The following is a 25820-nucleotide window of genomic DNA, read 5'->3' on the forward strand; positions in this document are numbered from 1 at the left end:
CGTGTTGCTCATCCTCCGATGGAGGCCAGGTGCGGGGTCAGCCCGGTCTGGCCCTGGTGCAGTCCATGCCCGGCCGCTTTCAGGCCAAGCTGGGTGGTGATGCGTGCCAGCAGCGCGTCGCGGTCCTCGTCGCGCTGCAGCAGCGGGCGCAGCGGAACGCCGAACTCGCCAAACAGGCACAGCCGCAGGTCGCCCTTGGCGGTCACCCGCAGGCGGTTGCAGCCCTTGCAGAAGTCACGCGAATACGGCGCGATGATGCCGATGCTGCCGCGATGGTCGGGGTGGCCGAACTCGCGCGCCGGGCCGGCATCGGCCGCGCGCGGGCGCTCGTGCCAGCCCGCGGCCAGCAGCTGCTCGATCACCCGATCGGCGCGCAGGTGGTGGCGCTGGAAATAGGCTTCGTTGTCGCCGGTGCGCATCAGCTCGATGAAGCGCACGCTGAAGGGGCGGTTGCGCAGGTAGTCCATCCACTGCGGCAGCTCGTCGTCGTTCAGGCCACGCAGCAGCACCGCGTTGAGCTTGATCGCCGGCAGGCCCAACGCCTGCGCCAGGGCCAGGCCCTGCTGGATCTCCGGCAGGCGGTCATGGCCGGTGATGGTCTTGAAGCGTTCGCGCTGCAGGCTGTCCATGCTCACGTTCAGCGCAGTCAGGCCTGCCCGGTGCCAGCCCGGCAGGCGCCGCGGCAGCAGCGTGCCGTTGGTGGTGATGGCCACCTTGCGGATGCCCGGCACCGCCGCCACGGTGGCGATGATCTCGTCCAGGTCCTTGCGCAGGCTGGGCTCACCGCCGGTCAGGCGGATCTTGCTCATGCCCAGCGCGGCAAACGCACGCACCAGCCTTGCGATTTCATCCACCTGCAGGAAGCGCGGGCGGCCATCGGCCTGGTAACCGTCGGGCAGGCAGTAGCTGCAACGGAAGTTGCAGACTTCGGTCAACGACAGGCGCAGGTACGGAAAGCTGCGTCCGAAACCGTCGGTGAGTTGGCTCATGGCTGGTCCACCTTGTTGCTCCACCGTCTTGCCTGTGCCCGGAACGGCCCGGATACCCTCGCCTGCTGGAACGATTGCCAGAGTACGCGGCCTTCAGTTCCATCGGCATGACTTAAATCAATCGCGTTCGGCCCCGCGCGGAAGGCGTTGTGGCAGCATGCGGCTTTCCGTGCAGCGGGCGTGTGACAACCCTCATGATGATGAACGATTTCCAGCAACTGCTGCACGCCGCCGGCGTGCAGGCTGAACCGCAACGCCTGCTGTTCGTATTCGTGCGCGCCGAGCTGCCCGAATCGCCCACCAGCGACCAGCGCGACCGGCATGACCGCCGCGAGGGCGGCACCCTGTCGCCGGTGCTGTGCGTGGACAAGCTGCCGGCCGAGGTGCCCAGCTTCCAGGCGCTGGCGGCCGAATCGACCACCACCGGCATCGACTGGGACCTGGTGTTCGTAGCGGCGCTGGATGGCCGTGGCGGTTTCGCGCCGAACAGCGACGAAGCCGCGCGCCCGTTGCGGCTGATGGTCAACGCCATCCATGACGGTCAGATCGGCCGCTTCGCCGCCTTCGACCGTGGCGGCGAGCCCGTTCAGTTCTATTGAGCCACCAGCTGCAGGGTCAGGAAGAAGATCACCAGCACGGTGTTCAGCCCCCAGGCCACGGTCAGCCCGCGCGCCGCCACGCCCAGGTTGGGGTTGTGCGCGGTGGGCGCCGCCCGCCAGACCGCCGGGATGATCCAGCCGGTATAGAGCAGCAGCACGGCAAATAGCCCCAGCAGCAGCGTGGTGCGCTGGTTGGCCAGCGCCCAGAGGGCCACCGCCCACAGAATGTTGCTGGGAATGACGCCCTGCAGCCAGAACACACTCCACAGGCGGGAACGGCCTTGGGTGTCGGGGGTGGGGTGCAGCGAAGCGGTGGCGGTCATAAGTCTCCTTCTGTTTTAGGAAACGTGCTGAGCAAGCCTGCGCTTGGTGGCTGGGAACGTCAACCCGAGTCGCACGTCACGCTTTGGCGCCTGTAGACGCGGGCCGTGCTCGACACAGGTCGCTCCCCGCAGAGCCTGTCGTCATCGCCCCTCCCCCCCTTGTTCCCTAACGCCCCCCAACCTCGACATCTGTCGCAGATTGCACGGTGCGGGCGGACCGCCGCGCCAGCCAGCGCTGGCAGTGCTTAACAGCATGGGAGAATGCCGAAAGCGTCTCCAATCGAGTGTTGTTTACAACTCTTCTGATTGGCATTGCACAGCGCCAGGGGCTCAGATGGCGTGCCACCGGAAAAGGGTGGCCGGGTTTCGAATCCCGAGTTGGTCCTGAGTGATTGCGCTTGCCAGTCGGCGTCCACATTCCGTGGCGCCGGCTGGCAATCCGTCTGCCGGCTATGGCGGGCGGTGCGTGGGGGCGTTCGCGCCCACCGGCTTGGGACCAACCCGGATTCGAACCACGTACCGTCCGCCACTTTTATGAGTGGCGGCTGCCGATTGCCCTGCACGGAGCCTTGCCATGAACGAGTCGGACTTCCCGCATCTGCACGCCTACCGCAGCACCGCCGGCGACGACGGTTCGCCACAAGCCGCGCCGCCAGTGGACAGGAATACCTTCATTGCCAACCTCCACCGCATCGGCTCCGGTGCGGCGGCCGACGGGCAACCCTGGCCGGAGCGTCACCAGCTGCCCGGTCGCTGCCTGGCCCTCGCCGATGCCGATTGCGCGCTGAGCGGGTTGCGGGTGGTGCTGGAAATGCTGCTGGCGGCGGAGCGCACCCGGCAGAATGGCGAACCCGGGCAGTACGTGGGCGACCGGGTGATGGAGGGGTTGGTCATGGCCTGCCAGTCGTTGTGCGCGCAGGCGGTGGGGCGCTTGCAGCCCGAAGGGTGAATGTCATGTGCAACGCCCTTCAGCGAGAACCGCCTTCCACCCGACATGCCAGCGGCGTAGCGCCCTTCGCCGAGGGAATCGCGAGTACATTCCAGCGCTCGGCCAAGGTGCGTTCGACGCGAACAGAAAATGACCGTGCCTCGGCGGGCATCTTCCCTTCAGAGAAGCCGATAGCTATCTCGAAGCGATCCAATCCGAGGTTCCCCGCCTCCAGTCCTGAGCCATCTTCCCGCTTCACTCCGACGTAGACGACAGGGCGTTTCACGTCCACCTTTGCCCTGGCAAGCTGGTGATCCGATTCAGCGCTGCAATCGAAGTACTGCATTCCTTCGTCCTTGGCGATAGAGCTGAGGGTCTGCTTGAACCGATTCACGCCCTCTTGGTCATGCACGCAGAACTGGATCATCTTGAAGGGCCGCTTTCCTACAGCCCATGCACCGCCAGAGAATCCAAGTCCGAATCCAATCAGAAGTAGTGCTGTCAGGATCCTCACCATCATCAAGACCCCAGTTTGCAGAGTGTGGCGGACAACGTCGCCGCAGGGCCAAGAATCATGACCCCAAGCACATCTCCGCTCGTTCTTCACAGGCCGCTTCCCCTGGATGAGGGAGACCTTGTCGGGGGTGAAGAATCTGGACACGGAATGTCCTTCAGGGCACTGCACCTGCCATCGGCAGATGCTCGATCCGCCATGTCCTGGCGTAGATGAGAATTACGCTTCCGGTCGAGGTGGTCTCGATACGGAAACACTTCAGGCCGGACAACGGATAGCCGACCGCCTTCCAACGATCAAGAAGATGAGCAAGCCCCGGCTCGTCGTCCTCGACCCTGGCGAACTCTATTCCCTCCTCCCCCAGTACGCCGAAGTTCATGAGCGCCGAGCACCCGTAGGCTTCCGAGAAGCAGACGGTTGCCTGCCGGCCGTCCGGCCAGCGCACGTGGACCTTTACCTCGTCGCATACGCCAGGTTTGCTCCTATCAATGTTGATGGCCAGCAACGTGGCGTCACACCATTCGAGGGAGTTGAAATCTTGGTTCATCTACTGGAATCCACCAGATGCATACCACGGTGGTGCGACCTCGTCCGCCCCTTCCTCTCTCTCACCACTCCTGAAGCTCCCCAAGGTTGAGATCCCGAGCATAGGAGCGCCGACTACTGATCAGCACCGGCTTGGATGCGAACCTCCGGCCGTCCGTGCATTCAACGGCGAATTGGTAGCTCTGGGGTTCCGGCCCTGCAACGACCATCATGGGGACCGAGAATGTGCTTCCAACCGGTTTCGACGAAACTACACCTTCGCCCTCCCCGAGCATGCTCAGCTCACAATCCAGAGCGCGAACGTCACCCTGACCTGGCGGCACGCTTCCCGAGACGCGCACGATCATATCGCCACCCAATGTTGCACAGCCGGCCAGAACCAGACCGGCCATGACAGCTGCGGCACACCTCACCTTTGGCATCCTCGGATCCTCAGTACGCACTGCGACGTCTCACGCATACAACCATTCAGGTACGCATCAACCTCATCAATAGATACCCGCCATGATACGAATGTAGTCGTCGAGCGAATCCACCCGCCGATTGACTGCAATACCCCGTTCTTTCGCGAGCGATTGAAGCTCGAATATTAAAACTCCATACCCCGAGTCCCAGCCATCAGCTTCACCAGGCGACAGTTCCTTCGAAAATCGATCTCCAGGACGGAGCTTCCCGGAGGGCAAACGAAGCTCGTCTGCAACATGCTCCAGCAGCTCCACTACGGTTTCCTGATCCAGGCCACTGTCCGCATAGTATTGGTCATAGAAGCCAGTTGGCGACAGCGCCTCTCTTTCTCTCAGTTTGTCTTTCATTTCCATTCGCCTCCATCCACCGCCTGCGCTGCAGCCACAATAGAGCATGGAGCCGATATCACAGAACCCCTCCCATACAGTCGTCACCACGGCCACGCGCCCCAGGACGTGCCGGAATCTGCGATTCTCTGACAGCGCCTTCCCATTCGCGAACATGGCCACTGGCGAGGTCGATGTGACCCATGCCCGACCTCGACGCTCGGCCGGATTAGCGAATCAGGCACCGGGAAAGGAGATCGCAAAGTGCCAGCCACGCATTTCGCTTCCCAGGCGAGACCGCCCAGCCACTTATAGCGCTACTCCGCTGTAAACAAGGCCCAGTTCTTCATCGCGCATGACCCAGCGACCAGCATCACCCTCCGGGCACAGATAGAACTTCCCGGAGTAGCTTGATGCTCGTGACCACGCGCTGCGAGCAAACTGTGGAAATCTCCGCATGACTCGCGCGCTGGACATCTCCGGTCTGCTCACCAGCCTACATTCTTCGGGCAAAGCAAGAACCCCACTGGTCAGGCGGAAAACCAGCCACGATTCATTTGTGTCCATGTCGTGCGACTCGCGCATGTTGACTGCGTCCTCAGGCAACCATGAAGGCAACCATTTCGATTCACCGATTGCTTGCCTTGAGACGGCTTGATTGCGGTCTGCATACTCGGTGCTGGCAACTTCCATGCAACCAGAAAGTGCGATTGACAGCGTCACGATTGGGAGCAGCTTGGGGGCGTACATCTGAGGCATCCGAGTCATCAGCAAGGGAAGTTTCCACCGGGTCGATAGCTCCCGCACATCTGCGAGCAACTCCGCGTACGGCTCATTTGTCCAGATGATCGTCCGAGGCGGTTTGCCAGCTGATCCGCAGCGGAGTCAGCGGTGGAGTCGCCCTTGATGTTTTGATCGAACCACTATAGTTATCGAACCACTATAGTTGTAGAACCACCCGCTCGCATCCGTGGCCTGCTGGCCCGGGAAGCGCAACGCCAGCTCGAACACCACACCATCGCCATCCGGATCGGCACTCGGAAGCTGGTTGCCGAATACCTCGCTCTTGTTGCTCCACTCCCAGATCGCCACATCGCGCACCGGATCGATCACCACGTGCGGTGTGCCCAGATGATCCGGCTGCACGTAGGCCAGCTCCGGCACGCCGGTAGCCGGCACATTGATCAGCGCCACCGGGTAGTTGTCCAGCCAGATGGCCAGCTGCTCCGCCTGGCCGGTGGCCGAGTAGTTGCCCAGCCACTGCCCTGCTTCGTCGTACAGGGTGATCTGCGCTACGCCACTACCCGAGGTAGGCAGCACGCGCACGCCGCGATGGTTGTAGGCGTTGCTTTCCTGCACGGCATTACCCTGCTTCACCGCGTTCATGCGGTTGGTATCGCTGCAGGTAAACGATCTGCTGTCAGAGCGTGGTATTCCCTGCTGCATTAGGGCTGCGTGCAGCGCGACGATTCGCTACCGTCCGCTGCCCCAGGAGCTGCCACCCACTAATCGATCCGTCTGAACAGACCACGCCTCCAAAAGATGCTGCGCGCCGGATTCACCACCATTCTTCAGTACAGAAAGAATCGCATCTAATCTACTTTTAATAGCATTGGACATTGGCAACTTCAAAAGCGTCTTCAGCGTCGCGTCCGCCGCCACGAAATCGCCAAGCCGGATGGCGGATATGTATTTTACCCATTCCGAATAGTCGCTTGTGAAGTCAAGACTGTCGACATAGAGCAACAAGTCTGCCGCCGTTCTCACTGTCTCAAGCTTTTTGGCATGCGCCTCATGCATTCCACAGAAAAAACCTTTATCCACTTCCGCGCTTGCAATCCTCTGACCTAGAGACATGTGCAGGTAGGGCAAATCATCATATGTCGGAATTACGAAGGTCCATACATAGGTAGAGGATGGCGCAGGATCCAACGTGAAACCTGAGATAACATCGCGCGTATGTAACGCAATCAAAAAATTGCCAACGACTCGCAGACCGCTCCTCTTGGCCTCGCGCTTCATTCTCCAAAGCGCAATGGACTTCATGCTAGGGCGCCGACTGTTCAGAAGAACCAGAGGCGGCGCCTGGCCGGCGATCGTACAAAGCGATAAATGCCTCCCAGCCGAATTCCTTCTCAATGGCTTGCCGCACCAATCCCGAAGTCGCGAACCAAGAGGTATTGGTATGCATGTCAAGACCTTCAGGGCCGAACTCGTCCAAGAGGTAGAGCATCTTTCTTCTAGACATCTTCGCCCTCTCGTCCCGAAGAATTGCGCGACGATGTTTTTTCATAAGCAGCCTGAACTGCTTGGCCGTTGTAACACCTAGCCGCGCAAGCTCATCCAGCAGTTCTTCGGGCTCGAAATCACCATAGTCGTGCCGGCGATGGAACAGACTCCCCACTATTTTTCTTAGAGCCCTTGCGGTCAAGGGCGCCAAGTCAATCTTCGCTCGCGAATGCAATGACTTCACTATCAACTCCACGTCCTGTCATCTACAGGCATGCTGCGAACCATCACGGAATCCAGGCCGCATTGTGCCTGGAACCATGAAGATCGACGGATCACTGCCTATCACTGCAAATTCAACGACGGCCCCTCAGTTGAACACATCGCTACATTGGGTCCGGCGAAGTCAACATTGCCACAGACCTCAGGGAACAGAGTACAGAGCGTCTTGCAGGAGGCAAGGTCGCCATTCTCACAGGCTACCTGAAGGGCAACCCGGAGGACCAGACCCGGCCCGATTGCCTTTGGGGGAAGCAGGTAGTGCGGTCTCTTTTTGTACTTCGGCTTGCCTGAATGGCCATCCAGCTGCCAACCCCATCCTGGCCGCTTGGGATCATCCTTCCAATGCTTATCCGGGTTGCCTGTGCCATCTGGCGAGCGAGTCAAATTGCGCTCACCTTTGCGTCGCGACATTTCCCCTAGAGGATCAACATAGGACAGAGGATTGCTTTCAGCGTAAGAGAATGTGGAGATGCCGCCATCCAGCCCGATGGGATCACTCTGAGAGTAGCGCCCCACGGATGGGTCGTACTCGCGCTGATAGTTGTAGAACAACCTACTCGCACTCGTTGCCTGCTGACCCGGGAAGCGCAGTGCCAGTTCGAACGCCACACCATCCCCGTCCGGGTCTGCACTCGGAATCTGGTTGCCGAATACCTCGCTCTTGTTGCTCCACCCCCAGATTGCAACATTCCGCACCGGATCGATCACCACGCGCGGCGTACCCAGATGATCTGGTTGGACGTAGGCCAACGCCGGCACGCCGGTAGCCGGCACATTGATCAGCGCCACCGGGAAGTTATCCAGCCAGATGGCCTGCTGCTGCGCCTGGCCCGTGGCCGAGTAGTTGCCCAGCCACTGTCTTGCCTCGTCGTACAGCGTGATCTGCGCCGCGCCACCGGCCGGGGTGCGCAGCACGCGCTCACCGCGATGGTTGTAACCGTAGCTTTCCAGCACGGCATCACCCTGCCTCACCGCGTTCATGCGGTTCGCATCGTTGTAGATGAACGTCTTGCTGCCGATGCTGGTGGTATTCCCCGCTGCGTCATGGTTGCGTACCTCGCCATCCACCGCAGCCAGGCGATGGCTGGTTGGGGGATAGGTGTAGCTGGCGGTGCCTGCCGAAGTGGTCAGCGGGGTGCGATTACCGGTGGAGTCAAGATTCTCAAGCCCCCCCCTTCGAAGAGGGGGCTGAGAAGGCACGCTACTCTTGTGATCCACCAGCCAAATGCTGCTTTCTCCTCAAGGCAACGAGAAAGAAGGCTGTCGCAGCTAGCAACGCGCCACACGCATCCCAGATTCGGTCAAGCCACAGCATCAAAGTGAAAATGGCCAGCCACATTACAGATAGTGCAAGAAACCATCCGCGCGTCAGCTTCATAGGGCTCAATACACAGTTTGAATTCCAACCATAGCGCAGACGATACCCAATGCAACCCAATAGATTGCCGGCATCCCTTCCTCCAACTGCTGCAACGCCGGCGACAAAGGGCAAAAGCAGCGTCAGATCCGACGCACCAGATGCCGGCAAGGTCAGCCGCGTTGATAGGGGGGCGGAAGAACCCGCAGCGCAGGCGCAGCGACCTCATGCACCATGACTTCCTGCACAGGGAGCAGGTGTTATACCTCACTACATTACCAGCACGACCCGTCGCGAGGTCGCCAGGCTGTGGCACTCCGCTGCAGACCTGACCCATCGGAAGGACTGGCACGCGCACGGCCCAGGGGAACGGCAATGAAGAGCAGCCGAGTGACGTTGTGGGCGCTGGCCGCGATGATGGCCGCAGTGGGCACCGCGCACGCAGGGGAAATCCAGGTGGATCGAGGCGCTTACGCACTGCAGGCCGAAGAAACGGGGTCAGGCCCGATCACCGTGGTCTTTGAATCCGGTTTCGGCCAGGGCGCGGGCGCCTGGAAGGAGGTGGTCGCGGGTCTGGGGCGCGACTATCACAGCATCACCTACGCCCGTGCGGGACTCGGCAAGTCCGGCAGCGACGGTCACCCCAAGCGCATCGATGCGCATCTGGCCGACCTCACGGCCGTGATCGATACGCTCGCTCCCGGTCGCCGCGTGGTGCTGGTGGGTCACTCCTATGGCGGCCTGCTGGCCACGGAGTTTGCACGCCGCCATCCGGAGCGGCTGCAGGGCCTGGTGCTGGTGGACCCGGCCACGATGGGGCAGCGCCATGCGTTCAAGCAGGCCGACAGTGCACGCGTGCAGGCAGACGATGCCCAGCTGCAGGCAATGCTGCCGCCGGCCATGGCCGCCGACTATGCCGTGCTGACCGAACAGCTGGATGCACCCGGTGCGGAAACCCCGCGCACAATGCCGGACGTGCCGGTAGCGCTGCTGACTGCAACCCAGCTGGCTGCCGAACCGCTGTTCTTCGAAGAGACCGCAGCGGGCAAGGCGCTCTGGAAAGCACAGCACGCCCTGCTCTTCTCGGGATTCACGCGCGGCTCGCATCGCTACCTGGCGACCGGGCACACCCTCCAGCGCGAGGATCCTGCTGCGGTGGTGGCCGCGATTCAATCTGTCTCAGGCACTTTAAAGTAGCTGTTCCAGGCAGGGGCTTCCCCCGCTGTTCCCTGCTACTGCCCACGCAGGCGCACCGCAAAGTACCGCGCCGGGGAAAGGCCAAGCGCCTTCTTGAACATCGTGATGAAGGCCGTCACCGACTCATAGCCCAGCGTCTCGGAAACGCGTTGTACGGGTGCACCGGCGGCGAGTTCCCGAATGGCGATGAGCAGGTGCAGCTGCTGCCGCCAGCGCCCGAAAGACAGTCCCGTTTCCCGTTCGATGAGGCGGGTCAACGTGCGCTCGCCCAGGGCCAGGCGCACGGCCCACTGGCCGATGGTGCTGCGGTCTGTCGGATCCGCAGAAAGCGCCGCAGCCAGCGCACGCACCTTCGGGTGATGGCTGACCGGCAGCGACAGATGCTCAGCCGGCATCTGTACCAGCTCGTCCAGCAACACCCGCGCCAGCCGGTCGGTGTGGCTGCCATGCGGATAGTCCAGCGGCGCGTCGGCCAGGTGCAGGATCATCTCGCGCAGCATCGGCGAGATGGCCAGCGTCACGCACTGCGCCGGCAGGTCGACGATGCCGGGCTCGACGAACAGGTAGCACAGGCGCGCGTTTGCGGTGGCGCGGTTGCTGTGCGGCATGCCGCCCGGAATCCAGACGCCACACTGGGGCGGCACGATCCACAGCGCATTGGCCACTTCGCAGGTCACCGCCCCATGCAGCGCAAGAATGAGCTGGCCCTTTCGATGCTCATGCACCGGAATTTCCGCGTCGTGCTCGGCCACCTGCAGGCGGCTGGCGACCGCCGGGCGATCGGTCTCGTCCGGGTCCAGGTCAAAGCCGGGGAGCGAAATGCGAGCCATTCTCACATTGACCGGTTTTAGCGATTGATTGTCATTGTAGCGAAATTCGCCAGTGCGGCCGATCACTAGCATGAGCCGCATGCACTCCCCCTCCCCGTTCCGCCCCCACGTGCTCCAGGCAATTGCCCGATTGAAAAGCCCTGCCCTCAGGACCGACCAGGAGGCGGTGCTCTTCTCGCTCAAATGCCTGCTCGCCGCGTCGCTGGGGCTGTATGTCTCTCTAAGGATCGGCCTGAATCGCCCGTTCTGGGTGATCGGCACGGTCTATCTGGTATCGCAGCCTCTGTCCGGGGCGACACTCAGCCGCGGCCTGTTCCGCCTGCTCGGTACCGTGGGCGGGGCCGTCGCCACCGTCGTGCTGGTGCCGCGTTTCGCCAATGCACCCCTGGTGCTGAGCGCCGCGCTCGCCACCTGGATGTCGCTTTGCCTGTATCTGGCGATGCTCGACCGCACGCCACGTGCCTATGCGTTCCTGCTGGCCGGCTATACCACCAGCCTGATCGGGTTTCCTGCGGTGATGGTGCCGGCAGACGTGTTCACCATTGCCATCACGCGGGTGCAGGAAATCGCCATCGGCATCCTGGCCGCAACGCTGGTCCATGGGCTGGTGCTGCCGCGCCGGGTTTCGTCGCGCGTGCACGCACGGGTTGCTGCCGTGCTGGATGACGCGGAACGATGGACACGGGACCTGCGCGCCGGCGCATCGGACACGGTGCTGGCGACGGACCGCTCGAAAGTGGCCGCCGACCTGCTCGAGTTGCATGTACTGTCGATCCACCTGCCCTTCGACAGCGCCCACGGCGTGGCGCAGGTGCAGATCCTGCGCGCCCTGCACGACCGGATGCTGGACGTCCTGATGCTGTCCAGCGCGGTGGAAGATTCCATCGACCGGCTGCGCTCACCCCAGGCCCGCGTGATGGATTCGCCTGGCTGGCGCGAGCTGATGCAGACCGGCCTTGCCGTGCAACAGGCCGAGCTCGACCTGGCCCACGCCGACTGCCGCGTGCTGCAGGCACAACTGCACATTGCCCGCCCCGACTGGCGTCGGCATGTACCTGCCCGCCTTGCGCGACATGTGCAGGGTGCGGTACTTCACCGGGATCATCGGCTTGCCCTGCGCAGCGCGCTGGGCGCGTTCGTCGGCATCCTGCTGAGCTGCGTTCTGTGGATCGTTACCGGCTGGTCGGACGGCGCCACGGCGGTGTCCATCATCGGCACGGCGTGCGTGCTGTTCGGCACGATCGAAGCGCCTGCGCCGCATGTCATGCGCTATCTGGTGGGGTCGTTGATCGGCGTTGCCGTCGGCCTGCTCTACGGTCTGCTGATCTTCCCCGCGCTGTCCGATTTCGTCGGCCTGATTGCCGCGCTGGCGCCTGCGCTGCTGCTGTGCGGATCGTTCCTGGCCCGGCCTCCCTTCATCATGGCTGCGCTGGGCGTGGTGCTGACGTTTCCGCTCATCGCGGGACTGGGCGCGACCAATACGGTCAACATCGTCGGCGCACTCAACAACAGCGTTGCGTTGTTCATCGGTACGACGGTGGCACTGTGCAGCATGCAGCTGTTCCAGACCGCCGATGCGGGCCGCAACCGCGCACGGCTGGAGCGTTCGATCCGCCGGGATATCGCACGACACGCCGCCGGACAAGGTGATGTGACACGCGCCTGGCTCAGCCGCATGCTGGATCGAATCGGGCTGCTCGCTCCCAGGCTGCAGAGCCGTTCCAGCGCAGGACACGACCTGCGGGCATTGTTTGCGGATGTTCGTGCGGCACGTGCATCCAGCCAACTCCGCGCACTGGAAAGGTGCCTGGACAATCCGCAGGTCCGGGCGCTTCATGCACTGCTGATCGAACGCATCGCCGAGCATTTCAGGGTTCGTGCCCACCCGCCGCGCCGTATCGACACCCATCTTCTGGAAGTGCTGGACCGAATGCGCGAAGCAGTGGTTACCAGCAGTGGGGCTGATCGGGAGCATCTGTCGCACCTGCTCTGCGGGTTGCGCCGCGACCTTCTCGTACCTTTGTTCACCCACCGGCGCTGACCTCATGCTTCCTGATCTTTCGATTGACGGCGTGCTGATTCCCGGCCTGCTTGCGGTGGCCGTCGCCGCGCTGGCGCTGTCGGTACTGACCTCACGTTTCCTCGCCAGCCTCGGTCTGTACCGGTTGTTCGCCGCGTGGCCACTGGTGGGCCTGTCCCTGTTCGTGATCCTGGCGGAGCTGATGATCCGGCTCGCGCCCCTGTTCGAGAAATGAAATGAAACACCTGCTTGCCGTCATCGGGCGCTGGAGCACTACGCTGGTTGTATTCGCGATTGCTGTCGTTGCCGCACTGTCCATCTGGAAGCGTTACGAAACACGCCCGTGGACGCGCGATGGACGGGTACGCGCCGATGTGGTGCGCGTTGCGTCAGACATGGGCGGGCTGGTCACCCAGGTGCTGGTGCACGACAACCAGCGGGTCAGCGCCGGACAGCTGCTGCTGGTGCTGGACCAGCCGCGCTTCGCTGCCGCACTTGAGAAGGCCGACGCAGCGGCCAGCAGCGCACGCGCCACGCTGGCACTGGCCCGCCGCGAATCGACGCGGGACAACGCACTGGGCAACCTGGTCGCTTCGGAAACCCGCGAACGCAATGCCGCCAAGGTCGATACCGAGCTGGCCGCCCTGGCGCAGGCGCGGGCCGAACAGCGCGTTGCCCGGCTCAATGTGCAACGCACCGAGGTGCGTGCGACCACCGATGGCATCGTCACCAACCTGGACCTGCACGCGGGCGACTACCTGCAGCCGGGGGCACAGGCGCTGGCGCTGATCGACACCCGCAGCCTGCGCATCGAGGGCTATTTCGAGGAAACCAAGCTGGCCTGCATCACCGAGGGCGATGCCGCCGTGGCCCGGCTGATGGGCGACGACCACGACGTGCGCGGGCACGTGGATACCATCGCCGCCGGCATTGCCGACGATCAGCGCTCAAGCACCCACAACCTGCTGCCGGCGGTGGCGCCGACCTACACCTGGGTGAGGCTGGCACAGCGGATCCCGGTACGCATCCGCATTGATGATGCGCGGCCGGATACCCGCCTGATCGTCGGTCGCACTGCGAGTGTGACCATCACGCCCTCGGCACAGGGAACCTGCAAGTGAGCCTGCGAACACTACGCGGTGGGCTGCTTGCCCTGCTGCTGCCGATGACGGCCTGCGTCTCCGGCCCCGACTATCACCTGCCTGCGAATGCCGTCGCTGCCTCCACACGCGCGGCGCAGGCGTTCGTCTCGGGCAAAGAGGCATCGTTCAGCCACGACCCACCACCGGATCGGTGGTGGGAACTGTATGGCGACCCCCAGCTTGACGCCTACGTACGCGATGCACTGGCGGCCAATACCGACCTGCGCGCCGCCGATGCCAACCTTCGGCGCGCCAGCGCTGCCGTGCTGGAGTATCGCGCGCGCGGTGCCGTGCAGGCCGACGTGGATGCATCGGGCACGCTCGTCCATGCCGGTGGCTACACCCAGGCGTCGGCCGCGCCGCAGTCGTACGCGCTGGGCCTCCACCTCTCCTATCCACTGGATCTTGCAGGTGGCATCCGCCGCGGCATCGAAGCCGCCAACGCGGACGCGGAGGCGGTTGCTGCGGCACGCGACCAGGTCCGCGTGGTCGTCGCTGCGGCCGTCACCCGTGCCTATCTCCAGGTGTGCACAAGCAATCACACGCTCGCTGCAACCCGGCAGGTGCTGGCGATACAGCGCGCCACGCTGGAGGCAACCCGACGCCTGGCTGCGGGCGGACGCGGAACGGACTTCGATGTCAGCCGTGCCGGTGCAGCCGTCAATCGCAGCGCGGCGGCGGTACCGCACCTGCTGGCGGAACGGCAGGCCTCACTGTTCGAACTGGCCGCACTGATGGGCAAAGTCCCGGCAGACTATCCCAGGGAGGCCGAAGGGTGCCCACAGCCCCCTGAGCTGCAGCAGGCATTGCCGGTCGGTGACGGCTGGCAGCTGCTCCAGCGGCGCCCTGACGTACGCGCAGCCGAACGCAGCCTGGCCGCCGCGACTGCAATGATCGGTGTCGAGACGGCGGGTCTCTATCCGCAGATCACCTTGGGCGCCTCTTCGGGCGTGGCTGGCACACCGGCGCATCTGCTTTCCGCCGACAGTTTCGGGGCGAGCGTCGGGCCGCTGCTGTCATGGCACTGGCCCAACCGCCGCGTGGCCAAGGCCCGCATCGCAGCGGCCGGTGCCAATGCAGATACGGCTCTTGCTTCCTTTGACGGCGCGGTGCTGCAGGCACTTCGCCAGACCGAGACTGCGCTTTCTGCCTGCACGCAGGCGCTTGAACGCGAGCGCAGCCTGGCACAGGCGCATGGGGACGCAGCGCGGGCCGCGGGACAGGCGCAGCAGCTCTACCGTTTCGGCAGGATCGATTTTCTCGACCTGCTTTCGGCCCAGGCCGCGCTGGCAGATGCGGAGTCCGCATTGGCCGTCTCGCGCGCGGAGCGCATTGACCGGCAGATGGATCTTTTCCTGTCGTTGGGTGGAGGCTGGGCTGCAACAGATTCAGCCCCGGGCGGGGTCCAGTGACCCGTTGACTGGCAGCGGCTGCAGGCCGCGCCGTCTGTTCAGAAAAGTGCCGCCCAAACCCGTATTCATTCACACTGACTGCCCTATATTCCCGCCACAGCGGCGCATGCTGCGGCCATGACGGAGGCACTTCCATGAAGACCACACGTTTGCTTGCCATCGCTTTGACCACCGCCACCGCGTTGGCTGCGGCCCCCGCCTTCGCTGACCCGCCGCATCACGCCCGCGGCAACGGCCCGCCGCCGCATGCTGGCGGCCCGCACAACCGTGATGCGCCGCCGCCCGGCTGGCAGAAGAAGGCCTGGCGTCGTGGCGACCGCCTGCCCTGGGCCGAAGTGGACCGCCGCTACTGGGTGGACGATTACGCGCGTTATGACCTGCGCAATCCGGGTCGCGGCCAGCGTTGGGTGCGCCAGTCCGACACCGAGTACCTGTTGGTGGAGATCGCGACCGGCTTGATCATCGACGCGCTGCATCGTTGAATGCGGAGCGCGCCGGGGCCCTGTAGCCGTGGCCCCGGCGGCGCTTCCACCCTACGAAGGCCGTCATGAACGATGCGAACCACCGGAATCCAGAACGCGCTTCTCGCTGCGTGCCTCGCCGCAGGCCTGCCGGCACACGCAAGCCAGCGCCCATCATCGGCTGATGTGAATGCCATCGAACAGGTGGTCGAATCGTTCCGCACCTCGTTGATCAACAAGGACAAGCCGACCTACATGAGCCTGTTCTTTTCGGACAAACCGGAAGATATCGGCTGGCAGTTCGTTTCCGAAGATGCCGGCCCATTAAACGTCGCTTGACGCGGCCGAACCCAGGCCGCGATCCATTCAGCATGCGCATTGGCAATCAGTCAGGGATCGGGCACAGTTCGGCCACGCGCAAGGACGCACGCCATGACCCGCCTGCTGATCATCGAAGACAACCCCGAGCTCGTAGCCAACCTGTACGCTTTCTTTGAGCCTATCGGCTACGTGCTGGACGACGCCCGCGACGGTGCCAGCGGCCTGCGTCGGGCCACGCAGAACGACTACGATGCCATCCTGCTGGACCTGATGCTGCCACGCCTGGACGGGATGGCGCTGTGCCGGAAGCTGCGCCAGGAGTTCCAGAATCCGGTGCCGATCCTGATGCTGACGGCGCGCGATCCGGTCGAAGACCGCGTGCAGGGCCTGGCGCTGGGCGCGGATGACTATCTGGTCAAGCCCTTCTCGCTGAAGGAGCTGGATGCGCGGATCAAGGCCCTGGTGCGACGCGCCCAGGGCCGCCAGGTCGACAGCGTACTGGCGTGGAAGGACCTGCAGGTCGATACGCGGTCGCCGCAGGCCTGGCGGCAGGGACGCTGCATCGCGCTGACGCCTACGTCGCACAAACTGCTGATGTGCCTGGTACGCGCGGCCCCGGCCGTGGTGCGCAAGCAGGAGATGGAATACCTGGTCTGGGGCGACGAGCCACCGGACAGCGGCGCGCTGCGTACCCACATCCATGAACTGCGCCTGCAGGTGGACCGCAGCTTCGACACCACGTTGATCGCCACGGTGCACAGCGTCGGCTGGCGCATGCCGGCGTGACCCCTGCCGCTCTCTACCGCCGCCTGGCCCTGCGTACCCGCATCACGATTTCGTTCGTGCTGCTGATGGCCGGCGCGATGGGCTTCATCGTCCTGGCCGAACAGGTGGACTACGACCAGGTCAGGGCCGCGGTCATCGCCCGGACCCAGGACAGTGCCGTGCACAAGCTGCAGGCGGCACTGGCCCGTGGCGAGCGCCCCGCCCTGCCCCCGGGCAGCCACCTGTACGACAGCCATAGCGTGCCGATGGTGCTGCGCCAGTACGGCCTGGGCTACCACGGCGAAGCGGGACCCGACGAGTGGCACCTGCGTGTGTTCGACAGTGGCGGCCAGCGCTACTACCTGCTGCAGGACGCTGCACCCTATGGCTACCTGGAACACCTGATCAATGCCTTTGCCGCGGTGGTCATTTCGATCTGCGTGCTCGGCGCCTTCCTGATCGGTCGCAGGGTGGCATCGCACGTCATCGCGCCCATCACGCAGTTGGCCGATGCCGTGCAGAGCGGGCGGAAGCCCTTTCCCTGTCAGGACGCCCGCGACGAGATCGGTGTACTCGCCCGTGCCTTCGCCCGGCACAGTGATGAGCTCGAACGGTTCCTGCATCGCGAGCAATGCTTCAGCGGCGATGCCAGCCATGAGCTGCGCACGCCCTTGGCCATCATCGGCGGCGCTGCGGAAACCCTTGCCTGCCAGCTTCCGTCCGACAGCCACCTGGTCCCCAGCGCGGAGCGTATCCTGCGCACTACCCAGGAGATGCAGCGCCAGCTGTCCTGCCTGCTGCTGCTCTCACGTACCCCCGGCTCCGTGCCGCGCAACAAGGTGGCCCTGCGCCCATTGATCGAATCCTGCATGGAGCGCTGCCAACTGTGGATTTCCGGCAAGCCGGTGATCGTTGCGTTTGATGCCCGGCATGACGCCGTGCTGGACACCAACGCAGATCTGGCACACAGCGTGATCTGGAACCTGCTGCGCAACGCCTGCCAGTACACCGAAAGGGGCGAAGTGAGGATCACCCTCCACGACACCGCACTCACCTTCGCCGACACCGGACCCGGCCTGCCCTCCAGTATCGACCCACAGCAGTTCCAGCGCTTCGTGCCCGGCAGCCCGCACAGTGGCGAGGGACTGGGGCTGTCCATCGTGCAGCGCATCGTCGAGCACCTGGGTTGGAGGATGACGGTGCACTCCTCGCAGCAGGGATGCCGGTTCAGCCTGGAATGGCCCGCCTGACGGTTTCCTGACACGTGCGTGCACATGCTGGGGATTGCTCACTTCACGGCGGAAACGGCATGCAGCACCCCAAGGACAGCGGCAAGTACCCGCATGGCAAGACCGGCCTGGGCCGCATCTTCCACACCCTGATCCATTCGCGAGACGGATTCATCGCTACCTTTCGTGGCGAGGCTGCTTTTCGCCAGCTGCTGCTCCTGCACGCGCTGTTGATCACTGCAGCGTTCGTACTGGACATCAGCGCGGTCGAGCGCGCATTGGTGCTGGCGGTCTGCTTCATCAGCCTGGTGGTGGAACTGCTCAACTCGGCAATCGAGGCCGTGGTTGATCGCATCTCGCTGGAGCAGCACCCGCTGTCGAAGAACGCCAAGGACATGGGCAGCGCCGCACAGACCACCGCGTTGTTGATGGTCGGCGCGGTGTGGGGCGTGATCCTGCTGGGCTAGGCCGGCAATCCTGACAACTTCCTGATAAGGCCGTTTCGATACTGCGCGCACTCCTGTTCCGCGGACCCTGCTCGTGCGTCAATGCCTCCGTTTTCCACGGCCCCATCCGATCATCCTGGTCTGGGCCGCAGCGTTTTTCTTCACCACGATTGGAAACATCGCCCTCTGGAAGTCGCTGTGGGAACTGACCGATCTCAACGGTGTGCGCAGCATCCTGTTCCTGGCCAGCCTGCCGCTGGTGTTGTTCTGCCTGTTCAATCTGCTGCTGACGCCATTGCTGGCACTACCCTTCGTGCGCAAGCCGCTGCTGGCCGTACTCATCGTCACCAGCGCCGCCTGCAGCTATTTCATGCTGCACTACAACGTGCTGATCGATCGCAGCATGGTGCAGAACGTGTTCGAGACCAATCAGGCCGAACTGAACGCCTATCTCTCGCTGCCGCTGCTGTTGACCCTGCTGGCGCTGGGCGCGATGCCCGCTGCAGCGCTTGCCCTGGTGCGCACCGCCAGCGGAGCGGGTTCGATACGGTCGCTGCTGGTGTGGCCGGCCAACGTTCTGGCGTCACTGGTGATGCTGCTGGTGATCGGCTTTGCGTTCTACAAGGACTACTCCTCGCTGCTGCGCAATAACCGCTACATCCGCGACCAGGTACTGCCGTTGAACGTGATGCGCCATACCCACGGTTACCTGAAAAGCCTCCATAGCACCCGCCAGCAACCGCTGCGCCCGATCGGCATGGACGCGCGGCGCATACCCGGCCCGCGCCCGAAGCTGGTGGTCATGGTCGTCGGCGAGACCGCGCGGTCACAGAACTTCCAGCTCAACGGCTACCCACGCGCAACCAATCCCCGGCTCTCACGCACGGAAGGCGTCATCAGCTTCAGTGATGTCTCCTCGTGCGGAACCGCAACGGCCATCTCGGTGCCGTGCATGTTCTCGCAGATGACCCGCCAGCAATACGACAACGTTCGCGCGGCGACCGAGGAGAACGTGCTCGACATCCTGCAGCGTACCGGCGTCAGCGTGCTCTGGCGCAACAACAACAATGGCGGCTGCAAGGGCGTGTGCGAGCGCGTGCCGACCGAGGACATGCCTGCGCTGAAGGTGGCGGGCCAGTGCGTCAACACCGACGGCACCTGCTACGACGACGTGCTGCTGCACCAGCTTGGCACACGCATCGACGCGATCAACGGCGACGGCCTGGTCGTGCTGCATCAGCTGGGCAGCCACGGCCCGACCTACTTCGAGCGCTATCCGGCTGCCTCGCGGGCCTTCAGCCCGACCTGCGACAGCAACCAGATCCAGCATTGCAGCAACGAGGCGCTGGTCAACACCTATGACAACACCCTGGTGCATACCGACCGGGTGCTGGCGGAGACCATCGACCTGCTGCAAGGCTATTCGGACCGGCGCGACGTTGCGCTGATCTATGTGTCCGACCACGGCGAGTCGCTCGGCGAACGCGGCATGTACCTGCATGGCACGCCCTACTTCATCGCCCCGCGCGAACAGACCCAGGTGCCGATGGTGATGTGGTTCTCATCGGACTTCGGCCGCAACGCGGGCCTCGACATGGCCTGCCTGCGTGGGAATGCGCTGCAACGGGCGCACAGCCACGACAACATCTTCCACTCGCTGCTGGGCCTGTTCGGGGTCAGCAGCACGGTGTACCAGCGTAATCTGGATGTGTTTGCCGGATGCCGCCCGTCGGGTTCGCCGGCTGTGGCCGCCGCGCCGGCGAAGAAGCGGCACCGGCTGATGCCGGTCACCGCCCGCAACGTGGCGCGCTACTGCGCCGCCAGGGCGAAATCCAGGCCCGCACACACCGCCGCCACCTGGGCGTCGTTGCATTCCTGCGGGTTGGTGCGCGGGCTGTCCGGGTAGACCTCGGTGGTGGTCGCAAAGCGTGCGTCGGTGAAGCCGGCGCAGGCGCCGATCGAACGCGACTCGCCCCAGACCACGCCCGGCGACTGCAGCGGCAGGCCGACCAGGTTGCCGTCGGCATCGGCCGGGGCGATGTGGGTGATGGGCGCCACTGCGGCAATCAGGGCCTTCTGGAACTCGGCCTGCGGATCTTCGCTGTTGCCGATCACATAGAAGCCATCGGGAATCGTGTCGCGCTCGAACAGCTTGCCGTCGCGCGCGCAGCGCGCCGGATCGAACTCGTTCAGGTCGCTGTCGGTGGTCTCGTGCAGGTCCAGGTGCACCAGCAGGTTCGCCTTGCGCTCGCCCACCCAGGCCATCAGTGCGGCGGCTTCCTTGATCTGGCCGCCGTCACGGAAGCTACGGTTCGGATCGATCGCATCCGGGTTCCAGCGCTGGATGCGCTCGTAGCCCCACGGGCTGACGCATGGCGCGACGATCAGGTTCAGCCGGCCCAGGTAACGCTCGGCCTGCTGTTCCAGGAACTGCAGGGCGCCGTGCACGCCGCTGGTTTCGTAGCCATGCACGCCGCCGGTGATCAGCGCGGTCGGCAGCGCCGGGTTCCAGTCGTGGTTGACCACGGCGAACAGCGGGTAATGGTCCGGTGCATAGTCCAGCTGGCCGTACTGGATCACGTCGAAAACGCTGTCGTCCAGGCGCTCAAGGGCGGCCACCACGTCATCGTGGTAGCTGCGCTGGCGCTGCTGGCGGGCCCGCCACTGTGCGCGTTCCGCGTCGCCCCAGGGCTGTCCGGGGGTGCCGATCGGGTAGAACTGCGCAACAGTCATGGGGGTACTCCAGGGGTCGAACGGGGGGATGCAGCCGGACATTCTAAGCCTTGTCGCGCCTGTGGGTACCGCCACCCAGGCCCCGCCTTCATCCAGCCGGGGTCATCTGGTTGTAAAATCAACGGTTTTTGGCCCCTCACCCCTTGATGGCGAACGCAGCGCAGCCGGTCCTGGGTGGACCGGAGTTCCTCCGCCTGCTCGCCCGTCTCAGCGACGGCGCGATGCCGGCCAGCAGTCCCGCCCTGACCGATCGCCTCGGCCAGTGGGTGGACTGGAGCCGTGCCGTGGCCCTGTCCGGCGCGTTGGGCGGACGCCTGCCCGAGCCCGGCGAAGCTGCCGAGGGGGCCGAGGATGTACTGGCCGACTGCGCCCAGGCCCATGCCAGCCTGCTGGCCTCGATCCGCGAGGACGCCGAGGCCGAGCGCCTGCTGGACCTGGCCGAGGCCGCTGCCGCACCCAACTTCGCTTCGCTGCGTCAGCGCTACCGGGTGCTGCAGCAGGCCATCCAGACCGCCACCGGGCGCCTGCGCGGCCGCCTGCGCGACCAGCTGGTACAGGTCTCGCCGGAGCTGGCGCGACTGGCCGAGGTTGATGCGGTGATGGAACAGACACTCACCCCGCGCGAGCACAGCCTGCTGGCCACCGCGCCGGCGGTGCTCGGCGCCCGTTTTGAACGCGTGCATGGCCAGCCCGGCTGGCGCGCGGCCTTCCGCCATGACATGCGCACGCTGCTGCTCGCCGAGCTGCAGCTGCGCTTCCACCCGATCGAAGGGCTGCAAGACGCCCTGCGCTCCCACTGACCGGAACACCATGTCCAGAACTGCTCTCCATGTCGTTGTTTTCCTTGTCGGCCTGCTGGCCGTGTGCTGGATCGGCATTGGCTACGTTTCGGTGCATCCGCTGGGTGCAGCGGTGGCGGCGATCATTGCGGCCTGCTACATCGCCGGCGGCGTGGAGCTGTACCGCTACCGCCAGGCCAGCAACGGCCTGCGCGCCGCACTGAATGACCTGTCCAGCGCGAAGGAAAGCCTCGCCCCATGGCTGGAGCGCGTGCCGGTAGGCCTGCGCAACGCCGTGCGCCTGCGCGTGGAAGGCGAGCGCACCGCCCTGCCCGCACCGGTGCTGACCCCGTACCTGGTCGGCCTGCTGGTGCTGCTGGGCATGCTCGGTACCCTGCTGGGCATGATGGACACGCTGCGTGGCACCGGCCTGGCCCTGCAGAGCGCGACCGACATGGCCGCGATCCGCGGCTCGCTGGCCTCGCCGGTGCAGGGCCTGGCGGTGGCCTTCGGTACCTCGATCGCCGGTGTGGCCAGCTCGGCCATGCTCGGCCTGCTGGCGGCGCTGCTGCGTCGTGACCGTCTGCTGGCCGTGCAGCAGCTGGACCGCGCCATTTCCAGCGACCTGCATCCGTACTCGCAGGCCTGGCAGCGTGCCGAATCGCTGCGCCTGCTGCAGGCGCAGTCCGCAGCGCTGCCGGCGCTGGTCGACCGCCTGCAGGCGATGACCAGCACCTTTGAACAGCACAGTGCCGCCGCCAATGAGCGCCTGCTGGCTGGCCAGGCCGAGTTCCTGACCCAGAGCCAAGCGCTGCAGGAACGCCTGGCCCTGTCGCTGCAGCAGTCGCTGCGCGAAGGTGCTGAAGCCAGCGCCGCGGCCATCGGTGGCGCGCTGCAGCCGATGGCCGAGACCACCCTGGCTGGCCTGGCCCATCACGGCGAAGCACTGCATGCCCGCGTCGAGCAGGCCGTGCAGCAGCAGCTGGCCGGCCTGAGCGACGGTTTCGAACGCAGCCGGGTCGCCACCGAAGCCAGCTGGGCCAAGGTGGTGAGTGAACAGACCCAGGCGCAGCAGGCGCTGGTGAGTGATCTGCGCCAGCACCTGCAGGCCTTCAGCGATGGCCAGGGCACGCATGCCGAAGCGTTGATCGCGCGCCTCGGCGAGCGCCTGCAGGCCGATGCACAGAGCAATGCAGACGCCTTGCGTGCCGCCGCCGAGCAGCAGCAGGCCCTCAACAGCGCGCTGGTCGAGCGCCAGCAGCAGGCGTTGATCGCCGCCAGCGAACATCTGGATGCGCGTGCGCAGGCGCTGCTGCAGGCACTGGAACAGCAGCACAGCGCCAACCAGTCACTGCTGCAGGATCATGAAGCGCAGCGCTCGCAGCAGTGGCAGGCCGCGCAGGCCGCCGCCGCGACTGCGCACGCCGAACTGCAGGCCAGCCTGGACAGCCGCGAGCAGCAGCGCCAAGCGCGCTGGGACGCGGTCAGCGCCGAGTTGCAGCAGGCCCACGCCGCCCTGCAGGCGCAACTGCAGGCTGGCGACGAACAGCGCCTGCAGCGCTGGAGTGATGCCCTGCAGCACGTTTCCACCGAGCTGGCCGAGCGCCTGCAGGCCAATGGCGAACGCCTGGCTGCGCAGCAGCAACAGGTCTGCGACACGCTGGCGGCGACCGCGCAGCAGATCGGCGAGAACGGTCGCGCGCAGGCCAGCGCCACGCTGGCCGAAGTGTCCACCCTGCTGCAGACCGCGGCAGCGGCACCGAAAGCTGCTGCCGACGTCATCAACGAGCTGCGCAGCACGCTCTCTGAAAGCCTGGTGCGTGACAACGCGATGCTGGAAGAGCGCGGTCGCCTGCTGGCCACCGTGCAGACCCTGCTGGATGCAATCAACCACGCATCGCACGAACAGCGCACCGCGGTGGACGCACTGGTTGGCGGTTCGGCCGAGCTGCTGGAGCGTGTTGGCAACCGCTTTACCGACCATATCGCGGCCGAGACCGGCAAGCTGGATGGCATTGCGGCAGCACTCACCGGCAGCGCGGGTGACGTCGGCCAGCTGGCCGGCGCCTTCGGTGAAGCGGTCGCGCAGTTCGGCAGTGCCGCCACCGCGCTTTCCGGCCGCCTGGAACAGATCGGTGGCGCACTGGATGCCTCGCTGGCCCGTAGCGATGAGCAGCTGGCTTATTACGTGGCGCAGGCGCGCGAGGTGGTCGACCTCAGCCTGCTGTCGCAGAAGCAGGTGATGGAAGAACTGCAGCAGCTGGCCACGCGCCGCGGCAAGGCCGGTAGCGCATGAGCGACGAGCTGGAGGTCGATGGCGGCTCGCACGCACCGATCTGGGCCGCCTTCGGCGACCTGATGTCGGTGCTGCTGGGTGCGTTCGTGCTGATCCTGGTGGGTGTGGTCGCGGTGCAGCTGGAGCTGTCGCAGCGGCTGGACCAGGAAATGAAGCAGCGCCAGGCCGAAGCCAAGCGCCTGCAGACCCTGGAACAGGCGCTGGCCGGCCCACTGGCCGCCGGTCGCGTGACCCTGGTCGATGGCCGCATCGGCATCAGCGGCAGCGTGCTGTTCGCACTGAACTCGGACCAGCTGCAGCCGGAGGGCCAGGAGCTGCTGCGCAGCCTGGCCGCACCGCTGGCCGCCTATCTGGGCAGCCGCGAAGAGATCCTGATGGTCAGCGGCTTTACCGATGATGCGCCGGTGCGCGAAGGCAACCGCCGCTTCGCCGACAACTGGGAGCTGTCCGCGCAGCGGTCGCTGACCGTGACCCGCACCCTGATCGCCGATGGCGTACCGGCTGACGCCGTGTTCGCCGCCGCGTTCGGCAGCGAGCAGCCGGTCAGTTCCAACGCCAATGAGGAAGGCCGCGCGCGCAATCGCCGTGTGGAAATCGCGCCGATCCCCAAGCCCAAGGCGGCGGATGGCAAGTAAGCCGCCCGCGCTGGAAGGCCTGCGCGCATTGGTGCGTGACCTTGATGCGGGGTCGCGCTCGCTGCCGCATTACCCACAGGTGCCGATGCTGCAGCAGGTGCAGCGCGAATGGTCGGAGCTGCGCAGCGAACTTCAGGTGCGCCGCTCGCTGCGCGCCGAGGCCCCGGCTGACGGCGGCCCGCTGAACTCAGCGGTGCTGGTGCAGCGCATGCTCGACATGATGCAGGCCGCCAGCCCCGGCTACCTGCGCCACTTCATCGACTATGTGGACACATTGTCCTGGCTACAGGCGCTGCAGGATGGCGCCGCCAGCGGCGGTGATACCGCAAAGCCGAAACGGACACGCAAGCCGCGCTGACCGTTGAATGGTAGTGCCGGCCGCTGGCCGGCAGCTACGCATCTGCGGGTTCCTGCGGTTGCCGGCCAGCGGCCGGCACTACCCTTACGGATGCCCTGTGCACCGGAACGGGATCTGCGCTGTGGTAGTGTCGGCCGCTGGCCGGCATCACCCCCAGGCCGACCACGCATACGGATACTCGCCAATCTGCCCAGCAAGACCGGCGCGCACCGGATTGCCCAGGATGTACAGGGCCTGCCGCGCCAGCGACTCTTCGGTCCTTACTGCATGATCGAAGTAGCCGGGCTGCCACACCGTACCTCGACGGCCCGCCAGGCGATTCAGGGCAAGTGCGCTCGACGATTTCATCCGGCGCGCGACGTCTGGAAGGTGAACTGCACGCAGCTCGAACATCCAGTGGACGTGATCCGGCATGACAACCCATGCGTGTGACCATACGAGCCCGCGCTGTTCGACGTAATGGAACTGGTCGATTACACATGCTGCTGCAGCTTCGCTTTCAAAGAGCCGGCGGCGCTGGTGGGTCGTGGTTGTCAGGACATAGGCCTGGCCGATGATCGAGTGACGGCCCAGGCGGAGGCGATGGCTGCTCATGCGCCATGGTGGGTCGATCATTGGGCGTTGGCTGTCAGGCCAAG

Annotated in this window: 27 protein-coding genes and 3 pseudogenes; 17 read left to right on the plus strand and 13 right to left on the minus strand. The window is 64.9% G+C overall.

Translation table 11 applies throughout. The features are described from left to right. Nucleotides 1–8 precede the first annotated feature (8 nt). A complete protein-coding gene (gene moaA, locus ACEPA4_RS11375; protein ID WP_262090756.1) occupies nucleotides 9–989 on the minus strand; it encodes a GTP 3',8-cyclase MoaA in 981 nt (326 codons plus the stop codon). Between the two features lie 194 nt (nucleotides 990–1183). Between moaA and ACEPA4_RS11380 the strand changes: the two genes are divergently transcribed. Continuing rightward, the gene (locus ACEPA4_RS11380) at nucleotides 1184–1588 is read left to right on the plus strand and encodes a ribonucleotide reductase subunit alpha (protein ID WP_065177643.1); all 405 of its coding nucleotides are present in this window, start codon (nucleotides 1184–1186) and stop codon (nucleotides 1586–1588) included. Here ACEPA4_RS11380 and ACEPA4_RS11385 read toward each other — a convergent pair. Beyond that, on the minus strand, nucleotides 1582–1911 hold the full coding sequence (locus ACEPA4_RS11385; protein WP_262090757.1) for a hypothetical protein: 330 nt from the start codon (nucleotides 1909–1911) through the stop codon (nucleotides 1582–1584). The genes ACEPA4_RS11380 and ACEPA4_RS11385 overlap by 7 nt on opposite strands. 574 nt (nucleotides 1912–2485) lie before the next feature. On the opposite strand from ACEPA4_RS11385, the gene ACEPA4_RS11390 reads away from it, so the two are divergent. Then, the gene (locus ACEPA4_RS11390; protein ID WP_262090758.1) at nucleotides 2486–2860 is read left to right on the plus strand and encodes a hypothetical protein; all 375 of its coding nucleotides are present in this window, start codon (nucleotides 2486–2488) and stop codon (nucleotides 2858–2860) included. A 19-nt stretch (nucleotides 2861–2879) separates the two neighbouring features. On the opposite strand, the gene ACEPA4_RS11395 is transcribed toward ACEPA4_RS11390, so the two are convergent. The 8 genes and pseudogenes from ACEPA4_RS11395 to ACEPA4_RS11430 form a co-directional block, all read right to left on the minus strand. Beyond that, on the minus strand, nucleotides 2880–3500 hold the full coding sequence (locus tag ACEPA4_RS11395) for a hypothetical protein (protein WP_374082850.1): 621 nt from the start codon (nucleotides 3498–3500) through the stop codon (nucleotides 2880–2882). Nucleotides 3501–3510: 10 nt separating this feature from the next. Beyond that, nucleotides 3511–3900, minus strand: a complete 390-nt coding sequence (locus ACEPA4_RS11400) for a hypothetical protein (protein ID WP_070489794.1) — start codon at nucleotides 3898–3900, stop codon at nucleotides 3511–3513. A 487-nt stretch (nucleotides 3901–4387) separates the two neighbouring features. Beyond that, complete coding sequence (locus ACEPA4_RS11405; RefSeq protein ID WP_262090760.1) at nucleotides 4388–4711, minus strand: hypothetical protein; 324 nt, start codon at nucleotides 4709–4711, stop codon at nucleotides 4388–4390. A 288-nt stretch (nucleotides 4712–4999) separates the two neighbouring features. Continuing rightward, nucleotides 5000–5440, minus strand: a complete 441-nt coding sequence (locus ACEPA4_RS11410; protein WP_262090761.1) for a hypothetical protein — start codon at nucleotides 5438–5440, stop codon at nucleotides 5000–5002. 192 nt (nucleotides 5441–5632) lie between these two features. Next, nucleotides 5633–6149, minus strand: a pseudogene (locus tag ACEPA4_RS11415) (RHS repeat protein); the annotation flags it as partial. Between the two features lie 14 nt (nucleotides 6150–6163). Continuing rightward, on the minus strand, nucleotides 6164–6736 hold the full coding sequence (locus tag ACEPA4_RS11420) for a hypothetical protein (protein ID WP_141750807.1): 573 nt from the start codon (nucleotides 6734–6736) through the stop codon (nucleotides 6164–6166). 1 nt (nucleotide 6737) lies between these two features. Beyond that, nucleotides 6738–7163, minus strand: a complete 426-nt coding sequence (locus ACEPA4_RS11425; RefSeq protein WP_204325523.1) for a hypothetical protein — start codon at nucleotides 7161–7163, stop codon at nucleotides 6738–6740. Between the two features lie 452 nt (nucleotides 7164–7615). Beyond that, nucleotides 7616–8356: pseudogene (locus ACEPA4_RS11430) on the minus strand (RHS repeat-associated core domain-containing protein); the annotation flags it as partial. A gap of 577 nt (nucleotides 8357–8933) precedes the next feature. Between ACEPA4_RS11430 and ACEPA4_RS11435 the strand changes: the two are divergent. Then, entirely contained in the window at nucleotides 8934–9755 is an 822-nt protein-coding gene (locus ACEPA4_RS11435; RefSeq protein ID WP_065185697.1) for an alpha/beta fold hydrolase, read from the plus strand. A 35-nt stretch (nucleotides 9756–9790) separates the two neighbouring features. Here ACEPA4_RS11435 and ACEPA4_RS11440 read toward each other — a convergent pair whose 3' ends face one another. Beyond that, nucleotides 9791–10585, minus strand: coding sequence for a helix-turn-helix domain-containing protein (locus ACEPA4_RS11440; RefSeq protein ID WP_058981714.1), 795 nt, complete (start codon nucleotides 10583–10585; stop codon nucleotides 9791–9793). A gap of 70 nt (nucleotides 10586–10655) precedes the next feature. Here ACEPA4_RS11440 and ACEPA4_RS11445 point away from each other — a divergent pair, with 70 nt between their 5' ends. The 10 genes and pseudogenes from ACEPA4_RS11445 (at nucleotide 10656) to ACEPA4_RS11490 (ending at nucleotide 20287) form a co-directional block, all read left to right on the plus strand. Then, on the plus strand, nucleotides 10656–12626 hold the full coding sequence (locus tag ACEPA4_RS11445; protein WP_262090762.1) for an FUSC family protein: 1971 nt from the start codon (nucleotides 10656–10658) through the stop codon (nucleotides 12624–12626). A 4-nt stretch (nucleotides 12627–12630) separates the two neighbouring features. Next, nucleotides 12631–12840: a DUF1656 domain-containing protein gene (locus ACEPA4_RS11450; protein WP_005416886.1), complete on the plus strand. Its 210-nt coding sequence runs from the start codon at nucleotides 12631–12633 to the stop codon at nucleotides 12838–12840. Between the two features lies 1 nt (nucleotide 12841). Then, on the plus strand, nucleotides 12842–13726 hold the full coding sequence (locus ACEPA4_RS11455) for a biotin/lipoyl-binding protein (protein ID WP_164093421.1): 885 nt from the start codon (nucleotides 12842–12844) through the stop codon (nucleotides 13724–13726). Beyond that, nucleotides 13723–15159, plus strand: coding sequence for an efflux transporter outer membrane subunit (locus ACEPA4_RS11460; RefSeq protein ID WP_164093420.1), 1437 nt, complete (start codon nucleotides 13723–13725; stop codon nucleotides 15157–15159). Before ACEPA4_RS11455 ends, ACEPA4_RS11460 begins: the two co-directional genes overlap by 4 nt. 134 nt (nucleotides 15160–15293) lie before the next feature. Then, nucleotides 15294–15641 (plus strand): RcnB family protein, encoded by a 348-nt coding sequence (locus ACEPA4_RS11465; protein ID WP_021204235.1) that lies wholly within the window; start codon nucleotides 15294–15296, stop codon nucleotides 15639–15641. Between the two features lie 72 nt (nucleotides 15642–15713). Further along, nucleotides 15714–15935: pseudogene (locus ACEPA4_RS11470) on the plus strand (nuclear transport factor 2 family protein); the annotation flags it as partial. Nucleotides 15936–16052: 117 nt separating this feature from the next. Then, nucleotides 16053–16727, plus strand: coding sequence for a response regulator transcription factor (locus tag ACEPA4_RS11475; protein ID WP_139727216.1), 675 nt, complete (start codon nucleotides 16053–16055; stop codon nucleotides 16725–16727). Next, nucleotides 16724–17956: a HAMP domain-containing sensor histidine kinase gene (locus tag ACEPA4_RS11480; RefSeq protein WP_164093419.1), complete on the plus strand. Its 1233-nt coding sequence runs from the start codon at nucleotides 16724–16726 to the stop codon at nucleotides 17954–17956. Before ACEPA4_RS11475 ends, ACEPA4_RS11480 begins: the two co-directional genes overlap by 4 nt. 59 nt (nucleotides 17957–18015) lie before the next feature. Beyond that, nucleotides 18016–18402, plus strand: a complete 387-nt coding sequence (locus tag ACEPA4_RS11485; RefSeq protein WP_139727218.1) for a diacylglycerol kinase — start codon at nucleotides 18016–18018, stop codon at nucleotides 18400–18402. A gap of 73 nt (nucleotides 18403–18475) precedes the next feature. Continuing rightward, complete coding sequence (locus ACEPA4_RS11490; protein WP_065185704.1) at nucleotides 18476–20287, plus strand: phosphoethanolamine transferase; 1812 nt, start codon at nucleotides 18476–18478, stop codon at nucleotides 20285–20287. Here the strand turns inward: ACEPA4_RS11490 and ACEPA4_RS11495 are convergent. After that, complete coding sequence (locus ACEPA4_RS11495) at nucleotides 20191–21114, minus strand: M14 family metallocarboxypeptidase (protein WP_032954249.1); 924 nt, start codon at nucleotides 21112–21114, stop codon at nucleotides 20191–20193. The genes ACEPA4_RS11490 and ACEPA4_RS11495 overlap by 97 nt on opposite strands. Nucleotides 21115–21260: 146 nt before the next feature. On the opposite strand from ACEPA4_RS11495, the gene ACEPA4_RS11500 reads away from it, so the two are divergent. From ACEPA4_RS11500 to ACEPA4_RS11515, 4 genes are read left to right on the plus strand one after another with little or no spacing between them, the layout of a single operon-like run. Continuing rightward, the gene (locus ACEPA4_RS11500) at nucleotides 21261–21914 is read left to right on the plus strand and encodes a DUF3348 family protein (RefSeq protein ID WP_005416902.1); all 654 of its coding nucleotides are present in this window, start codon (nucleotides 21261–21263) and stop codon (nucleotides 21912–21914) included. A 10-nt stretch (nucleotides 21915–21924) separates the two neighbouring features. After that, nucleotides 21925–24189 carry a DUF802 domain-containing protein gene (locus ACEPA4_RS11505; protein ID WP_139727220.1) on the plus strand — a complete coding sequence of 755 codons (2265 nt, stop codon included), beginning with the start codon at nucleotides 21925–21927 and terminating at the stop codon, nucleotides 24187–24189. Beyond that, nucleotides 24186–24824: an OmpA family protein gene (locus tag ACEPA4_RS11510; RefSeq protein ID WP_065179209.1), complete on the plus strand. Its 639-nt coding sequence runs from the start codon at nucleotides 24186–24188 to the stop codon at nucleotides 24822–24824. The genes ACEPA4_RS11505 and ACEPA4_RS11510 overlap by 4 nt, the downstream gene beginning before the upstream one ends. Then, nucleotides 24814–25182 (plus strand): DUF2894 domain-containing protein, encoded by a 369-nt coding sequence (locus ACEPA4_RS11515; RefSeq protein WP_065179208.1) that lies wholly within the window; start codon nucleotides 24814–24816, stop codon nucleotides 25180–25182. Before ACEPA4_RS11510 ends, ACEPA4_RS11515 begins: the two co-directional genes overlap by 11 nt. Before the next feature lie 147 nt (nucleotides 25183–25329). Here ACEPA4_RS11515 and ACEPA4_RS11520 read toward each other — a convergent pair whose 3' ends face one another. Continuing rightward, entirely contained in the window at nucleotides 25330–25776 is a 447-nt protein-coding gene (locus tag ACEPA4_RS11520) for a transposase (protein WP_065179207.1), read from the minus strand. Nucleotides 25777–25820 lie beyond the last annotated feature (44 nt).

Origin of the sequence: Stenotrophomonas sp. P2112 (assembly GCF_041897515.1) — a bacterium.
Taxonomy (GTDB): Bacteria; Pseudomonadota; Gammaproteobacteria; order Xanthomonadales; family Xanthomonadaceae; genus Stenotrophomonas; species Stenotrophomonas sepilia.

Bases quoted from the DNA above. Each gene is read 5' to 3' on its own strand.
- ACEPA4_RS11520 (WP_065179207.1), bottom strand. From the start codon at position 25,776: ATGAGCAGCCATCGCCTCCGCCTGGGCCGTCACTCGATCATCGGCCAG.
- ACEPA4_RS11455 (WP_164093421.1), top strand. From the start codon at position 12,842: ATGAAACACCTGCTTGCCGTCATCGGGCGCTGGAGCACTACGCTGGTT.
- ACEPA4_RS11420 (WP_141750807.1), bottom strand. From the start codon at position 6,736: ATGAAGTCCATTGCGCTTTGGAGAATGAAGCGCGAGGCCAAGAGGAGC.
- ACEPA4_RS11475 (WP_139727216.1), top strand. From the start codon at position 16,053: ATGACCCGCCTGCTGATCATCGAAGACAACCCCGAGCTCGTAGCCAAC.
- ACEPA4_RS11500 (WP_005416902.1), top strand. From the start codon at position 21,261: ATGGCGAACGCAGCGCAGCCGGTCCTGGGTGGACCGGAGTTCCTCCGC.
- ACEPA4_RS11495 (WP_032954249.1), bottom strand. From the start codon at position 21,114: ATGACTGTTGCGCAGTTCTACCCGATCGGCACCCCCGGACAGCCCTGG.
- moaA (WP_262090756.1), bottom strand. From the start codon at position 989: ATGAGCCAACTCACCGACGGTTTCGGACGCAGCTTTCCGTACCTGCGC.
- ACEPA4_RS11515 (WP_065179208.1), top strand. From the start codon at position 24,814: ATGGCAAGTAAGCCGCCCGCGCTGGAAGGCCTGCGCGCATTGGTGCGT.
- ACEPA4_RS11400 (WP_070489794.1), bottom strand. From the start codon at position 3,900: ATGAACCAAGATTTCAACTCCCTCGAATGGTGTGACGCCACGTTGCTG.
- ACEPA4_RS11485 (WP_139727218.1), top strand. From the start codon at position 18,016: ATGCAGCACCCCAAGGACAGCGGCAAGTACCCGCATGGCAAGACCGGC.
- ACEPA4_RS11410 (WP_262090761.1), bottom strand. From the start codon at position 5,440: ATGTACGCCCCCAAGCTGCTCCCAATCGTGACGCTGTCAATCGCACTT.
- ACEPA4_RS11465 (WP_021204235.1), top strand. From the start codon at position 15,294: ATGAAGACCACACGTTTGCTTGCCATCGCTTTGACCACCGCCACCGCG.
- ACEPA4_RS11435 (WP_065185697.1), top strand. From the start codon at position 8,934: ATGAAGAGCAGCCGAGTGACGTTGTGGGCGCTGGCCGCGATGATGGCC.
- ACEPA4_RS11450 (WP_005416886.1), top strand. From the start codon at position 12,631: ATGCTTCCTGATCTTTCGATTGACGGCGTGCTGATTCCCGGCCTGCTT.
- ACEPA4_RS11390 (WP_262090758.1), top strand. From the start codon at position 2,486: ATGAACGAGTCGGACTTCCCGCATCTGCACGCCTACCGCAGCACCGCC.
- ACEPA4_RS11505 (WP_139727220.1), top strand. From the start codon at position 21,925: ATGTCCAGAACTGCTCTCCATGTCGTTGTTTTCCTTGTCGGCCTGCTG.
- ACEPA4_RS11380 (WP_065177643.1), top strand. From the start codon at position 1,184: ATGATGATGAACGATTTCCAGCAACTGCTGCACGCCGCCGGCGTGCAG.
- ACEPA4_RS11510 (WP_065179209.1), top strand. From the start codon at position 24,186: ATGAGCGACGAGCTGGAGGTCGATGGCGGCTCGCACGCACCGATCTGG.
- ACEPA4_RS11440 (WP_058981714.1), bottom strand. From the start codon at position 10,585: ATGGCTCGCATTTCGCTCCCCGGCTTTGACCTGGACCCGGACGAGACC.
- ACEPA4_RS11445 (WP_262090762.1), top strand. From the start codon at position 10,656: ATGAGCCGCATGCACTCCCCCTCCCCGTTCCGCCCCCACGTGCTCCAG.
- ACEPA4_RS11385 (WP_262090757.1), bottom strand. From the start codon at position 1,911: ATGACCGCCACCGCTTCGCTGCACCCCACCCCCGACACCCAAGGCCGT.
- ACEPA4_RS11405 (WP_262090760.1), bottom strand. From the start codon at position 4,711: ATGAAAGACAAACTGAGAGAAAGAGAGGCGCTGTCGCCAACTGGCTTC.